Origin of the sequence: Sideroxydans lithotrophicus ES-1 (genome assembly GCF_000025705.1) — a bacterium.
GTDB classification, from domain to species: domain Bacteria; phylum Pseudomonadota; class Gammaproteobacteria; order Burkholderiales; family Gallionellaceae; genus Sideroxyarcus; species Sideroxyarcus lithotrophicus.
Map to the genome: position 1 here is coordinate 616333 of NC_013959.1, position 13455 is coordinate 629787.

Below are 13455 nucleotides of genomic sequence, written 5' to 3' on the forward strand. Positions count from 1 at the left end.
GGGCGCATGAAGACCATCGCCATCATGCAGCCATACTTCCTTCCCTACATCGGTTATTTCCAGCTGATGGCGGCGGTGGACAAGTTCGTAGTGTTTGACGATGTCCATTACATCAATCGTGGCTGGGTGAACCGCAACCGCTTGCTGCTCGATGGAGCAGCACATACGTTCACGCTGCCGTTGCGCGGCGCCAGCCAGAATCGCTTGATCTGCGAAATCGAACTGGTGGGTGAGCCGGGTTGGCGCGACAAGCTGTTGCGAACCATCCGCCAGGCTTATGCGAAGGCGCCCTGTTTTGCGGAGGTGTTCGCGCTGATGGAGCGGCTGATCACATTTCCCGCTGTGCGGCTGGATGAGTTCCTGCTCAACAGCCTGCGCGAGGTGGCGGGCTATCTCGCGCTGGAGGTGGAGATTGAGGGCACTTCCCGGATCTATCGCAACTCGCACCTGGGTGGGCAGGAACGCATACTCGATATCTGCCGGCAGGAGCATGCCGACATCTACATCAACCCGGTCGGTGGCGAAGATTTGTATGATCGCGCCAGCTTCCGGCAGCAAGGAATACAGCTGAAGTTCCTGCGTTCACGGCCGGTGAGCTATGCGCAAGGAAAAGGCGAGTTCGTGCCGTGGCTGTCGATCCTGGATGTGCTCATGTTCAATCCGCAGCCGGAAGCGCGGCAGCTGCTAGCCGAGATGGATCTGGCATGAACGATCACAAGTACACGGCAATCATCGAGCATTACGAAGACTGCCTGGCGCAGCATGGCGATTCCCATCTTGGGGTGGACTGGCCCAACCCGCTCGATGCGGAGAAACGCTATCGCGTGATGCTGGAGGTGGTGCGCGAAGATCCTGCGGGGCTGACCCTGCTGGATTTCGGCTGCGGGGCTTCGCATTTGTATCCGTATATGTTGAACACTCGCTTTGCTGCGCTTGAGTACCACGGTCTGGATGCCTCGCCCGCATTCTGTGAGTTGTCGCGCAGCAAGTTTCCGCAGATCGATTATACCTGCCTCGATGTACTGGATGCGCCGGAACGACTGTGCAAATTCGATTATGTCGTGATGAACGGCGTGTTCACCGAGAAGCGCGAACTGGCATTCGACGAGATGTTCGAGTACTTCAAGCAGGTGCTGCGCATCGTTTTTCCCAAGGTGCGCCGCGGCATGGCTTTTAACGTGATGTCCAAGGCGGTCGACTGGGAGCGCGACGACCTGTTCCATTTGCCGGCCGATCCGCTGATTGCCTTCCTGACCAAGGAGCTGTCGCGCCATTTCGTCATCCGCAACGATTATGGTCTGTATGAATACACCGTCTATGTCTACAAGGAGCCGCTTCATGTCTAAGGTCGTGATCTTTGGCATCAGGGACTTCGCCGAGCTGGCGCACTTCTACCTGGAGCATGATTCGCCGCATGAAGTGGTCGCGTTCAGCGTCAATCGCGATTACCTGCCCGAGGGGCGCGTGTTTCGTGGTCTGCCGGTGGTGCCATTCGAAGAGGTGCAGGGTGTCTATCCACCCGGCGAGCACATGTTCTTTGCGCCCATGTCGCCGAAGAACATGAACCGCGACCGCGAACAGGTCTACAAATCCATCAAGGCCAAGGGCTACGGCTGCATCAGCTATGTCAGCAGCAAGGCGACGATGTTCGGCAACGAGATCGGCGACAACTGTTTCATACTGGAAGACAATACCATCCAGCCGTTCACCCGGATCGGCAGCAACGTCGTGCTGTGGAGCGGCAATCACATCGGCCATCACGGCGTGATCCACGACCACGTGACCTTCACCTCGCATGTCGTGATGTCGGGACATTGCGAGATCGGCCCATACAGCTTCTTCGGCGTGAACGCCACCCTGCGCGACGGACTGAAGATCGCCGAAGGTACTTTCGTGGCGATGGCGGCGGCGGTGATGAAGGATACCGAGGCATGGGGGGCATACAAGGGTAACCCAGCCGAGAAATTGGCCATGCCGAGTACCAAGATAAGGATGTAAAAAACAACGATGGCGCTCAAACGAGAATTTGTCCCGCTGGAAACACTGGTGGGTGCCGAGCAGCTGAACAAGGCTGATGGTTTCGACCTCGACAGTTTCAGCTATAGCACCACGGTCAGGGGAAAGAGCCTGGAGTGGCTGTGCCTGTCGCGCCGGTTGCTCTGGATGGCAAGCGGACATGAACATATCGAGCCAGAACTCCTGGACTGGATCGACTGTATCCCGCAAGGGGAGGTCTTGTACGACATTGGCGCGAGCAACGGCATCTTCGCCCTGTATGCGGCGGCATGCGGCTTGCGGGTGATTGCGATTGAGCCCGATCCGATGAATTATTTCTTGTTGTCATACAATAATTACCTCAACTCCAGGTCGACTGGCGTTGCGCTGGAAGGTTGCTACAACCTGGCGATCTCGGCTGCCATGGCGGTGGGTCGCATCCATATCAAGCGGATGGAGCTGGGTGGGCACGAAAAGATACTGGACAAGCCCAGGGATGTGTTCGGACAGGCCTTCCAGCCGGAATATTCGCATCCGGTATTGAAGTGCGCCCTGGATGATCTGAGTGGCGCGATGGGTATGCCCAGCCCCGGGTACCTGAAGATCGATGTCGATGGCTCAGAGGCGGAGGTGCTGTCCGGTGCAGATGCCAGCCTGGCTTCGGCAAAGTCGGTATTCATCGAATTGACGCAGGAATTCATGGATGCGTTCGCGATGTCGTTCTTTGCAAGCCGCGGTTATACCTTGAAGAGCAGGGTGCAGGTGCAGAACTACGACGGTCTGTATAACTGCATCTTTGAAAAAGGGGGAAGCTGATCCGTCATGAAGCCAATGTGCTGGAACAAGCGCGGGTTGATCTATTCGGTGGACGAACGGCTGCCATGGGCGCGCACCCACGCCCAGATCCCGACGGTAGACGTGCTGGATGACGAACGGTTGCGGGTGTTGTTCAGCAGCCGGGATGAGACGAATCGCAGTCTGATTGCGAGGATGGATGTGGATGCGCGGAATCCATCTACCATCCTCGCCATCCAGGCCGAACCGATATTGCCGCTGGGCCGACCGGGGACGTTTGACGATTGCGGCATGATGCCTTCTGCCATTGTTGACCGGGGCGGGCAGAAGTATCTGTATTACATCGGCTGGAACGTGCGCAACACCGTGCCATACCACAACTCGGTGGGGCTGGCGGTGAGTGATGATGGCGGGGAGACATACCGCCGCATGTTCGAGGGGCCGGTGATGGACCGCACCGCTGAAGAGCCGTATTTTTGCGCGACGACCTGCATCCGGATCGAGAATGGCATCTGGCGCAACTGGTATCTGTCTTGTACTGGCTGGGAGATGGTCGAGGGGCGCATGGAGCCGCGCTATCATCTCAAGTATGCCGAGTCGCATGACGGCATCCACTGGCGCAGGGAGGGGCGCGTCGCCATCGATTACGCCAGCCCTGCAGAGGGTGGCATCGTGCGTGCCAGCGTGCGCAAGGATGGTTTGCTCTATCGCATGTGGTACAGCTACCGCAGCCATGCCGATTACCGCAGCGCACGGGCGAACAGTTATCGCATCGGCTATGCCGAGTCTGGCGACGGGTTGGTGTGGACGCGGCTGGATGACATGGCAGGAATAGTGCCGAGCGCCGAGGGATGGGATTCATTCATGCTGGCCTACCCCGAAGTGGTGGATGTCGGCTCCCGCCGTTACATGTTCTACAACGGCAACGGTTTCGGGCAGACCGGGTTCGGTTATGCCGAATTGACGGAGGCGTGAGCGATGACTGCGGAGCTGGCAAAATTCAATTCGGACGGGTTCTTCATCGCGAAGAACCTGCTCGACAGGCAACGCGTGCAGAAGGTCGTGCATTCCTTGGGCAAGACTTTTGCCGACCAGTTGCGCGGGCAATCGGGCAGCGCAGAAAGCGATGTATTTTCTGCCATGCAAACGCTGCACCGGTGTGATCTGGGCAGATACAAGAAAGTCGCCGCGGCATTGTGGCGGAAACTCGATGTCTACCAGTTGACCCATGATCCAAGGATCAGCGGTTTCCTGCGCGACAGGTTCGGCTGGCGGGACATCTTCGTCGCTGGCGGGCAGGTGGTCCATATCATGGCGCACGAATTGAAGATCCCCGACGGCTATTTTGGCTTGGTCACCCATCAGGATTTTCCCTCGGTGCAGGGGAGTCTGGATGGCGTGGTCGTGTGGATTCCGCTGGTGGATGTGGACAGGGACAACTTTCCGCTGGAAGTGATCCCGGGCAGCCATAAGCGCGGCTTGCTGCCCATGACAGGATGCGGTAGCGCATCATGGGAGGTGGCGCCCGATCAGTATCGGGAGGCGGATTTTATTCCGGCAGAGGTTGAAGCGGGTGACGTGATCTTCATGTCCATGTTCACCGTCCATCGCAGTTCCACCAGCGGCACCGATGGCAGATGCCGGCTGGCGGTCTCCACCCGGTTCGACAATGCCGACGAGCCGACCTTCGTGGACCGCTGTTATCCAAGCGCCTACGAGCGTTCGGTTCATCGCACACAGTATTTCCCCGATTTCCCTTCCATTGAGCAGGTTGCGGCGGTGTTTCAGAGCGCGGAAAAAACTGAATTAGATTGCGGAACTAGTACATTGGTTGAAGCATCAAGTAACATCGTTCGACAATATAAACAGACTGTGAATAGTGAATATGCCAAAAGTCTCGATCATCCTTTCCTCATACAACCATGCAAAATTCGTTCGCGAATCGATTGAAAATACGCTGAACCAGACCTTTGCCGATTTCGAGCTGATTATTTGGGACGATGGCTCTTCGGATAACTCCTGGGAGTTGATCAAGCAATATTCCGATCCGCGTATCAAGGCATATCGCAATGAGAAGAATGTCGGCGGTGTGTTCGGGGTGAACAAGGCAATTTCAGAAATCGCAACAGGCGAGTACATCGCCATCCATCATTCTGACGATGTATGGGAACCGGACAAGTTGCAGAAGCAGGTCGATTGCCTTGCGGCCAATCCGCAAATCGGCGCGGTGTTCACCAATACCCAGCCGATCGACGAACGCGGCCAGCCACTGGCCGATCAATCGCATTTTTATTACAACATCTTCAACCAGCCCAATCGCTCGCGCCAGGAATGGTTGCGGCAGTTCTTCTTCCGCGGCAATGCGCTGTGCCATCCCAGCATCCTGATCCGCAAGCAGTGCTACGAGGATTGCGGACTGTATCTGGATGCATTGGCCCAGCTGACCGATTTCGACATGTGGGTGCGGCTGTGCCTAAAGTATGAGATCCATGTGCTGCCGGAGCGGCTGGTCAGATTCCGTGTGCGGGATGCCGAGATGAATGCCAGCGGCAACCGGCCTGAGGTGCGCATCCGCGACCGTTCCGAGTACCTCCACGTCCTGAAGCATTTTCTGCGCATCAGCACCTTCGAGGAACTGGTGGCCATCTTTCCGGAGGTGGAACAGTACCGTCGGCAGAACGGCTGTGTCCCCCAATTCGTCTTTGCCGTGGCGGCCTTGGGCGATGCCGCGATGCTATGGGCGAAACTGTTGGGCATAGACACGCTGTTCGATCTGCTGGCAGACCCAGATACCAAGGAGAGGATCAAGTCGCTGTACCAGTTTGATTACCGCGATTTTACCGCGTTGACCGGAAAGCACGACCTGTTCTGCCTGGAGACTGTCATGAACCAGAGGACGGAGCTCACTGAGCGGGATGTGGTCATTGCCAAGCAGACGGAACAGATTGCGCAGCTTGCCAGGTCAGCAAGAACCGGCAGCCCTGCTGTGCGGCAGGCTGCGTCGCGAACCAATGCAAACAAGGTCGAAATGCCGGCTGACAGGAGTGCCTATGAAAAGGCGGCACGTCTGCTTGAAGCGGGGCAGGTTGCAGAGGGCAAGGCGCTGCTGGAAGCGCTGGCAGAAAAAGGCAGTAGCTGCTGGGATGTGTACAACGATCTGGGCGTGCAGTACTTCAACGAAGGCGATCTCGCCAGGGCGTCCGTCTGCTTCGAGCACGGCTTGGCGCTGGAAGGCAATGCCGGCACCACAGCGCGGAATTATGCTTCGATGCGGCTGGCGGCGGGGGATGTGGATGGAGCGCTGGCGACCTGGGGCGGGATATTGCATGAGCAACCGCAGGATGGAGCGGTGCTGGAGATCGTGCGTGAGGTATTGTCGAATATCAATCCGATCTCGCCGAGTGCATGGCAGCGACTGGTGTCTGACATTGCAAAGGGGCGGGATGAGATAGACGAAAATTCTGGCTGCTCAACAGTCGGGCCGGAAAAAGAGATCCGGATCTTTCAGATCTTCTACGACGCGAATACAAGATCGCTGGTCGACCCGAGTTTTATCCCATTGGACAACATCGAAAATGCCCGGCCAGACTGGTGCGAATACTGGTCTATACGCAAAGTTCTGTTGAGCCAATCCTTTAGTGACGACACTTATCTGGGTTTCTTTTCGCCGAGATTCTTCGAGAAAACCGCCATGTCCGGAAGCCAGGTGTTGGAGTTCGTGCGGAACTCCAGCGCGGACGTCATCAGCTTCTCACCCTATTTTGATCAAGGGGCGCTTCACCCCAGTCCTTTCTATCATGGGGAAAGCCATCATCCCGGCCTGCTCAAAACTACCCAGAATGTGTTGACATTGCTCAATGTGAATCTGGACTTGAATGCCCTGATTTGCGACCAGACCACGACAATCTTCTCGAACTACTTCGTTGCACGTTACTCGTTCTGGAAGAAATGGTTTGCGTACGCCGAGAAGATATTCAATGTGTGCGAGGGACCGGATTGCGAGCTGAAGCACAGCCTGGTCGATCTGACGCAACACAGGAATTCCTCCAGTTATGCAATGAAGGTCTTTATCCTGGAGCGGCTGGTTACCATTGTCATGGCAGAACAGCGCATCAGGAGTGAAGTGGCCATAGACATACGGAAGGCGCCACTTTCGTTTCCGCAATCACGAGCAATTCTGGATAAGTTGATGGTGTGCGATGCCTTGAAAAGTCAGTTCTTGCAGACTGGGCTGCCGCCATTCATTGAGACGTACGTCCTGTATCGGAACAAGTTGCTGGAAGCCAAACTGACTTGAACAGGATGGGGCGGTTACCGCTGGTTGACCGGCTTTTCCCATTTCTCGAGATATTTTAAATATCCTGCAAGCCAGGCCTCCGAGCCAAAGTTGCCAAGGCTCTCATGGATGGTCGAGATCGACCAAGTACCCATTTTGATCCCCAGCTTCTCCGCCTCACGGCAAAAATCCATATCATAGAAATGGAAGTCGAATCTTTCATCGAATTTCAAGCCGTGTTTCAGCAAGGTGCGGCTGTCGCACGCCATGAACAAGCCATCCAGCAACTTCACTTCTCGGCCGGGAGGACCGAATTGTTTTATGTTCGCGGGCGGGAATCCTGTCCCGTGCCCGACCATGCCGCTCAGATTCTCCTGGGTATCCCAGGTGAACTTGGCATCCACGAAACACCAGGCTGGTTGATAAGTGACTCTTCGTCTGTTGCCGGCAAGGCCAATCAGTTGGAAGTGATCGAGTCCTTCCACGATCTCGGCGGGCCAGTTGAACCCGCATAGATGCACATCGTCGTGAACAAATACCAATATCGCCGGATCCTGTTTCGCGGCTTCGATTGCCATGTTGTAGACAGCAGGCAGGCCGAGTTTATTCTGATCGAACAAGGCGATCTCGATTTGCGGGTAGTTGTAGAGCGCCAAGGATTTTCCCAATGCGGTCTTGAACAGAAAGTCCTCTCTGCTTTCTCTCGTGGCAACAACGATTCTGATTTTATGTTGCATGGTTCGTTCCCTTGTTCAAAATTTCGGCTGTTCCCGCCCGGTGCCCGGGCGAGGCGATGATATTTGGCAAACCGGGTTTTGGTGAATGCCGCGGTGCTTATGTACGCCCTGCGTCCTCAATTCTCTCTTTGTGCCAGCCATTTCTTCCACATTCCCCACATCGCGTTTTCGAAGTGCCCGGCAAAGCGGGGCGCGTCGAATATCGGGGAGGACAGCACTTGCGAGCGCAATCCTGCACGCAACTTGGCGAGTCGAGCCAGGTCCGAAGAGAATGATACTGCCTTGGCGAGATAGTCATCCTCATCAGTCGCGACCCAGGTATCCAAACCGGCATTGCAGGCGATTGTTTCACCCGCGTGGGCAAGGAAACGATCGCCGCGTCTGGTGAGGACCGGCACGCCCATCCACAGGCTTTCCATGCTGGTCGTTCCGCCGGGATAGGGAAAAGGGTCGAGCGCGATATCGACCCGATGGTAGCTGGCCAGATATTCGGCGCGTGGCGATGAGCCTTCCAGTATCAGTCGCTCCTTGCCGATGCCATGCATGGCGTAGCGTTGCAGCGTGGCATCGCGTACTGACGGGTCGTTGAGCTGGCTGTACTTGAGGAATAATTTCGCCCCGGGGATGGCCGACAAGATCTTTGCCCAGAGCGCTACGACAGCATCATTCATCTTGCTCAAATTGTTGAAGCAGCCAAAGGTGATGTGACCAGCCTGCAGGGCCGGCAGGGCAGAAACCTCTACCTTCGAGTCGGGTGCAGAAAAGCACCAGTAGCACTCCGGCAATTGCCAGATGCTTTCGCTGAAGTGCGCCGACTCCCCGACCGGAGAAACATAGGGGTCGCCGATGACGTAATCGATCTCGGCGACCCCAGTGGTGGCGAAGTAGCCCAGCCAGCTGGCCTGGATTGGGGCCGGCTTCCAGGCGAAGATCGGCAGGCGGTTGAGTCGGGTGTGGCCGGACAGGTCGATCAATATGTGGATCTTGTCGTCGTGTATCAGGCGTGCCGCCGCTTCGTCGCTCATCCCATGGATAGGGTGCCAGGCGGAAAAATGCCGCTTGATCCTGGCAGTGAGTTCGTCACTTTTGTGGAAAGCAGGGTAGGAGAACAATTCGACTGAGCTGGTGGCAAGCTGAGCGAGTACGCTTTCCAGGAAATACCCGACCGGATGGTTCCTGAGGTCGGCAGATACCAAGCCAACCCGTAGTCGTTTGGGGCTTATTGCGACTGGCCATCGGTTGAATTTTGCAGCTGCTTTGCTGCTGACGATCTCGCCGTAGCGGCATGCCTCTGCCAGACAATCTTCAGGAGAGGAGCTGGACGAGTAATTCAGGCTGAACAGAAGGTTGCTCCTCGCCTTGAGGAAATCAGGCTTGTACTCCAGCGCATCCCTGAAGCAGCGCACGGCTTCTTCCTGCAGCCCCATGGTCATCAGCGTATTGCCAAGATTGCTCAATATCTCTGCATGGTCAGGTTTGATTCGTAGTGCCTTCTCATATTCGGACCTGGCCTCTTCGAGGCGGCCCATATCGTGCAGCGTACTGCCCAGGTTGCTATAGGCTTCAAGCGAATCCGGATTGCTTTGCAGCACATTGCGCAGGATCGTTTCGGCCTCAGCCAGTTTGCCCTGCGCTTGCAGGGCGGCCCCCAGATTACTGGACGCGCCAACCAGTCCCGGCGCGATTTGCAGCGCCTTGCGATAACTGGCCACGGCCTCTTCCAGCTTGCCTTGGCTCTTGAGGGTGTTTCCCAGGTTGTAATGCGCCTCGGCCAATCCCGGCTTGAGCTGAATGGCGCACCGGTAGCTCACCTCGGCCTCGCCGAAGCGGCCGAGATCATGCAGGGTCGCCCCCAGATTCAGGTGTGCTTCGGCGAAATCCTTATTGATCTTCAGCGCGCGACGGAAGCTTGTTTCGGCCTCGTCGAGCCTGCCCAGATAGCTGAGCGTGTTGCCAAGATTGCTGTGCGCCTGCGCGTCTTTCGGCGCAAGCTCCACCGCTCTTTGCATTGGCTGCAGCGCTTCCTCGTTCCGCCCCAGATGCTGCAGCACCACCCCCAGCGTCGCCCAGCCGAAGCTGTGCGAAGGGAACTGCATGGTCATAGCCCGGGCGGAATCCGCCACGTCTTGATAGCGGCCCTGATTGAACAGGGCGACCAGGGCATCAATCTGTTGCTGGCTTGGGTTGCTGGTGTTTTGCTGCGGATGGCCCTTTGCAGGCTTGTCCGATTTTGCTTTACCGGAATTTGCTGCCTGGGTGGGGGCGCTGCCTTTTACCCTGGTTTCCAGCGCATCGACATCGTCTCCGTGCAGGCCGTTCTTCCTCGCCATCGCCATGACTTCTCTTGCAGCTTCCAGCTGGCTGGTCTGGAACAATGCTTCGATATAGCTGAGCCAGTACTGGGCACGCGCCGGATCTGCCTCCAGCGCTTTCATGAAATGCATCTGCGCTACAGCCGGCTGCTGCTTCTGCAAAGCTATGCTGCCTATGTTGTGATTTGCTTCGGGATGGCCGGGATGGATCAGAATGATGGAACGGTATAATTGCTCGGCATCATCGAATTGACCAGCCCGATGATGGGCGACGGCACGCTGCAGGAGCTGTTCGATTTCTGCTGACATCCATTCTTCCAGATTGATGTTGGTGGCCAAAATGGCCGCAACGTACGAATCAGCGCTCGGATTTTACGGCGGCCATTCTCTGCTGCATCTGTGCCACGTAGCGCTGCAACTGCATGGTGGTCTTGCCGTCCGGTTTGACGAACACGCAGCCTGCGCGGCGTTTCACCTTGCCGTTGCGGTCGGTGATCTCGAAGGTGTTTTTCACTTCGATGGTTGCCTCCAGCTTGCCGACCTCCGGCAGTTCGATCTGGCAATGTTCATACACCATGCCGGGTTGTAACTCGATACCGCTGGCTTCGCAGACCAAGGCCACGCCGCCGATGCTGATGTCCATCACGGTGACTTCATGCTGGATGTGGGCCTGGCTTGCGACGGGGCGGATGATGCATTTGAGCGCACCGTGTTCGGGAGTAACGAGCCGGTAATAGTCGCGCCTTTGCAATCGCAGCAGTTTTCTTGGCAGTGCCAGACTGAACGCAGCAGCATCCTCGTATGTGCCGAGTACGACATCGCCGGCGACGAACTGCACCTTGGCCTGATTGTGAGTAGTGACGAATATGATGCGTTTGCTGCGCTCAATGAGGCGGTTGTCGTGCGGATTCGAGGCTGCGTCGACCCAGACACCATGATCGTCTACCGCCAGGATCATGGTCAGTACCATGCTGTTGCCCTCGTTGTAGTACAGGGCGACGCGCGATTTGCGCTGCGCGATGGTTTGCAGGATGGAGACGATCTCTTTTGGGTTGCTGACGAGATAGTCGTTTTCCTCGTCTGCCGAGAACATCTCTATCTTTAGCGGAATCTCTTTGGTACGCATGGGGCAATCGTCAACGTAGTTTCATCGGCGGCGATTGTAGCGGTTTTGCAATGGGCTCAGTACGGGGAATTGCGCTGTTTTCTCCCCGTTCCAGACGGTATAGCCAGGCCAGCAGCTCGGCCACTGCCAGGTAGAGTTGTGGCGGGATGTGTTGATCCAGCTCCACCTGCATCAGCATGCCGACCAGCTCTTCGGATTCATGCACATAGACGCCGTGTTCCTTGGCGCGTTCGATGATGGCCTGGGCGATGAGGCCCCTCCCGCTGGCTACCACCTTGGGAGCGGCATCGCCATTGCGGTAGGCAAGGGCGACAGCCAACTGCCTGGATGGGGGTTTATCCGGCGTGCTCATTCTGGGTGATCTGCGTATGGACTACCGGAATGCCGCGTTCTGACAATGCTGCGATCAACTGCGAGCTGGCACTGCCCAGTTTGTCGCGAGTTTGGGTATCGGATACATCGAAAACAAGATTCAGCGCGCTGCCATTGAAGCTCAGACGAGCTGAAACATCGCCAAGATTGGGCAGGTTGAGATCGACCTGGGTGGTCCACTGCCTCTCATCTGCCCCCTGTGGGTTGGGGCGCGGCGATTCTTCGCGCACCTCCCAGCGCATTTCCTGTCCCTGCCAGACTTGTCCTTGCCACAACACCTGCCGTGTTTCCAATGCGTTCATCTGCTGTTGCACCAATGTTTGCAGGTGGTCGGGAATATGAGGCGTAGCAATGCGTTGCTCGGTTCCGGCTGAGGCGGTTGTCATCGGGGTGCTCGCGGCTTCGACAGCTTTTGAGCTCATGGCCTGCTGCGACTGGTTCGGTTGTACTTGAGTGCGCAGCAACTGACTTTGTGGCAATTGGTTTTGCGGTTCCAGCAACAATTGTGTGGTGGGGCGAGTGCCCGCTATCCATTGTGCCTGGTGCGACTCGTAGAACAGGCCGCTGTGGCTGAGTGCGTCATGCAGTTTGTTGGCGAGCTGTGCCGTATCGGGCATTGCCTGTTCACCGGTCCACAACGGCGCACTCTGGATCGGGCGCACATAGCTTTTTTCCAGAGGCTGCTGCGATAGTGAAGACAGCAGGCGGGAAGTGGCGCTGAGCGATTCGGGAGTGGAAACCGGGTTGGAGGATGCCGCCAGCGTGAAGGTCAGGCGCGGTTGCAGGGAAACGACTTGCAGGGTGATGATGTCGCCCGAGCGGATGAACGCAGGAAGTTGCATCTGCAGCATCTGGTTGGCGACGCGGACGTTGAATACATTTGGGGCGACCTGCGCTTGTACCGCGCCTTGTACCTTTTGTCCCAGCTCGAATTGCTTGCCGGCATTCGCGGTATTCTTGTCCGGCGTTGCGGTAATGAGCGGCTTATCGTTGAGTGATAGTGCCTTGAGCGTCGAGATGAGGTTGGCAGGCAGCATGCATCTTGAGGCTGGCTAGTAATTGGCCAGATAGGTCTGCTGCAGGCGCTGTTCGCTGCGCGTGCTCTGCATGATGCGCTGAAGCTGTTCCATCCAGCTCTCTGTACGGCTGCGGATGTCGGCATCGTCGGCGAGGATCTTCTTGAGCAGTGCCAGTTTCTGGGCACGTTCTTCCGGATTGGAAGGGACGATATCGCGCGGCTTGATCTCTTCGACCTTGCGTTTGCACTCCTGCTCCAGCGAGATCAAGCGATCCCATTCGCCAGATGCAGCGGCATTGCGCATCTCTCCGGTGATGCCCGAAAGGCGCTGGTAGTCTTCGAGCAACAAGGACATCGCTCAGCCTCTTCCGTAGACGAGTGCGGGCTGTTTGTTGACCGACTCGGGCGAATAAGGAGTGGTCGACTGTGGAGCGTTGCTCTTTGGCCGAATCTCGTCCCATGCACTCTTGATGTCGCCAAGCAGACGAGCCACTTCATCCAGGATCTCGACATCGTTCTTCAGGTTGGCATTCACCAGACGCACGCACATGTATTCGTACAATGCATCCAGGTCATATGCCAATTGCCCCCCCACATTCTTGTCCAGACTGGCCCTCAGGCCTTCGCTGATGATGCGGATGGCGTGGGTGATGGCTTTGCTTTTGGCCGGGATGTCCTTGCGCAGCATGCTGTTCCTGGCATTGGCGATCGCCAGCAGGGCGCCTTGGAACAACATGGCGATCAGTTTGTGCGGATCTGCGGCAAGCAGGCTGGACTCTACTTCGACGCGGGCGTAGGTATTGGTAGCTGTATTCGCGTTCATG

The 13455-nt window shown here is 56.8% G+C and carries 14 protein-coding genes; 7 read left to right on the top strand and 7 right to left on the bottom strand.

Annotation, left to right across the window (positions count from 1 at the left end; translation table 11 throughout):
* Positions 1 to 6: 6 nt before the first annotated feature.
* From SLIT_RS03005 to SLIT_RS15050, 7 genes are read left to right on the top strand one after another with little or no spacing between them, the layout of a single operon-like run.
* Complete coding sequence (locus SLIT_RS03005) at positions 7 to 708, top strand: WbqC family protein (RefSeq protein WP_013028743.1); 702 nt, start codon at positions 7 to 9, stop codon at positions 706 to 708.
* A complete protein-coding gene (locus tag SLIT_RS03010; RefSeq protein WP_013028744.1) occupies positions 705 to 1346 on the top strand; it encodes a class I SAM-dependent methyltransferase in 642 nt (213 codons plus the stop codon). The genes SLIT_RS03005 and SLIT_RS03010 overlap by 4 nt, the downstream gene beginning before the upstream one ends.
* Positions 1339 to 1998: an acetyltransferase gene (locus tag SLIT_RS03015; RefSeq protein ID WP_013028745.1), complete on the top strand. Its 660-nt coding sequence runs from the start codon at positions 1339 to 1341 to the stop codon at positions 1996 to 1998. Before SLIT_RS03010 ends, SLIT_RS03015 begins: the two co-directional genes overlap by 8 nt.
* Before the next feature lie 9 nt (positions 1999 to 2007).
* The gene (locus tag SLIT_RS03020; protein ID WP_013028746.1) at positions 2008 to 2811 is read left to right on the top strand and encodes an FkbM family methyltransferase; all 804 of its coding nucleotides are present in this window, start codon (positions 2008 to 2010) and stop codon (positions 2809 to 2811) included.
* A 6-nt stretch (positions 2812 to 2817) separates the two neighbouring features.
* Positions 2818 to 3765, top strand: a complete 948-nt coding sequence (locus tag SLIT_RS03025; protein ID WP_013028747.1) for a glycoside hydrolase family protein — start codon at positions 2818 to 2820, stop codon at positions 3763 to 3765.
* A gap of 3 nt (positions 3766 to 3768) precedes the next feature.
* On the top strand, positions 3769 to 4740 hold the full coding sequence (locus tag SLIT_RS03030) for a phytanoyl-CoA dioxygenase family protein (RefSeq protein WP_013028748.1): 972 nt from the start codon (positions 3769 to 3771) through the stop codon (positions 4738 to 4740).
* A complete protein-coding gene (locus SLIT_RS15050; RefSeq protein WP_013028749.1) occupies positions 4676 to 7087 on the top strand; it encodes a glycosyltransferase in 2412 nt (803 codons plus the stop codon). The genes SLIT_RS03030 and SLIT_RS15050 overlap by 65 nt, the downstream gene beginning before the upstream one ends.
* A gap of 14 nt (positions 7088 to 7101) precedes the next feature.
* Here SLIT_RS15050 and SLIT_RS03040 read toward each other — a convergent pair whose 3' ends face one another.
* From SLIT_RS03040 to fliS, 7 genes are all read right to left on the bottom strand, one after another.
* On the bottom strand, positions 7102 to 7803 hold the full coding sequence (locus tag SLIT_RS03040) for a glycosyltransferase (RefSeq protein WP_013028750.1): 702 nt from the start codon (positions 7801 to 7803) through the stop codon (positions 7102 to 7104).
* A 116-nt stretch (positions 7804 to 7919) separates the two neighbouring features.
* Positions 7920 to 10424, bottom strand: a complete 2505-nt coding sequence (locus SLIT_RS03045; RefSeq protein ID WP_013028751.1) for a tetratricopeptide repeat protein — start codon at positions 10422 to 10424, stop codon at positions 7920 to 7922.
* A 49-nt stretch (positions 10425 to 10473) separates the two neighbouring features.
* On the bottom strand, positions 10474 to 11241 hold the full coding sequence (locus SLIT_RS03050) for a flagellar brake protein (RefSeq protein WP_013028752.1): 768 nt from the start codon (positions 11239 to 11241) through the stop codon (positions 10474 to 10476).
* Positions 11242 to 11251: 10 nt separating this feature from the next.
* Positions 11252 to 11593 carry an EscU/YscU/HrcU family type III secretion system export apparatus switch protein gene (locus tag SLIT_RS03055; RefSeq protein WP_013028753.1) on the bottom strand — a complete coding sequence of 114 codons (342 nt, stop codon included), beginning with the start codon at positions 11591 to 11593 and terminating at the stop codon, positions 11252 to 11254.
* Positions 11577 to 12650: a flagellar hook-length control protein FliK gene (gene fliK / locus SLIT_RS03060; RefSeq protein WP_013028754.1), complete on the bottom strand. Its 1074-nt coding sequence runs from the start codon at positions 12648 to 12650 to the stop codon at positions 11577 to 11579. Before fliK ends, SLIT_RS03055 begins: the two co-directional genes overlap by 17 nt.
* 15 nt (positions 12651 to 12665) lie before the next feature.
* The gene (locus SLIT_RS03065) at positions 12666 to 12986 is read right to left on the bottom strand and encodes a flagellar protein FliT (protein WP_013028755.1); all 321 of its coding nucleotides are present in this window, start codon (positions 12984 to 12986) and stop codon (positions 12666 to 12668) included.
* Between the two features lie 3 nt (positions 12987 to 12989).
* Positions 12990 to 13454: a flagellar export chaperone FliS gene (gene fliS / locus SLIT_RS03070; protein WP_013028756.1), complete on the bottom strand. Its 465-nt coding sequence runs from the start codon at positions 13452 to 13454 to the stop codon at positions 12990 to 12992.
* Between the last annotated feature and the right edge of the window lies 1 nt (position 13455).

Coding starts and splice junctions, on each gene's coding strand:
- SLIT_RS03040 (WP_013028750.1), bottom strand. CDS start 7,803: ATGCAACATAAAATCAGAATCGTTGTTGCCACGAGAGAAAGCAGAGAG.
- SLIT_RS15050 (WP_013028749.1), top strand. CDS start 4,676: ATGCCAAAAGTCTCGATCATCCTTTCCTCATACAACCATGCAAAATTC.
- SLIT_RS03010 (WP_013028744.1), top strand. CDS start 705: ATGAACGATCACAAGTACACGGCAATCATCGAGCATTACGAAGACTGC.
- SLIT_RS03030 (WP_013028748.1), top strand. CDS start 3,769: ATGACTGCGGAGCTGGCAAAATTCAATTCGGACGGGTTCTTCATCGCG.
- SLIT_RS03045 (WP_013028751.1), bottom strand. CDS start 10,424: ATGTCAGCAGAAATCGAACAGCTCCTGCAGCGTGCCGTCGCCCATCAT.
- SLIT_RS03020 (WP_013028746.1), top strand. CDS start 2,008: ATGGCGCTCAAACGAGAATTTGTCCCGCTGGAAACACTGGTGGGTGCC.
- SLIT_RS03025 (WP_013028747.1), top strand. CDS start 2,818: ATGAAGCCAATGTGCTGGAACAAGCGCGGGTTGATCTATTCGGTGGAC.
- fliS (WP_013028756.1), bottom strand. CDS start 13,454: ATGAACGCGAATACAGCTACCAATACCTACGCCCGCGTCGAAGTAGAG.
- SLIT_RS03015 (WP_013028745.1), top strand. CDS start 1,339: ATGTCTAAGGTCGTGATCTTTGGCATCAGGGACTTCGCCGAGCTGGCG.
- SLIT_RS03065 (WP_013028755.1), bottom strand. CDS start 12,986: ATGTCCTTGTTGCTCGAAGACTACCAGCGCCTTTCGGGCATCACCGGA.
- fliK (WP_013028754.1), bottom strand. CDS start 12,650: ATGCTGCCTGCCAACCTCATCTCGACGCTCAAGGCACTATCACTCAAC.
- SLIT_RS03005 (WP_013028743.1), top strand. CDS start 7: ATGAAGACCATCGCCATCATGCAGCCATACTTCCTTCCCTACATCGGT.
- SLIT_RS03050 (WP_013028752.1), bottom strand. CDS start 11,241: ATGCGTACCAAAGAGATTCCGCTAAAGATAGAGATGTTCTCGGCAGAC.
- SLIT_RS03055 (WP_013028753.1), bottom strand. CDS start 11,593: ATGAGCACGCCGGATAAACCCCCATCCAGGCAGTTGGCTGTCGCCCTT.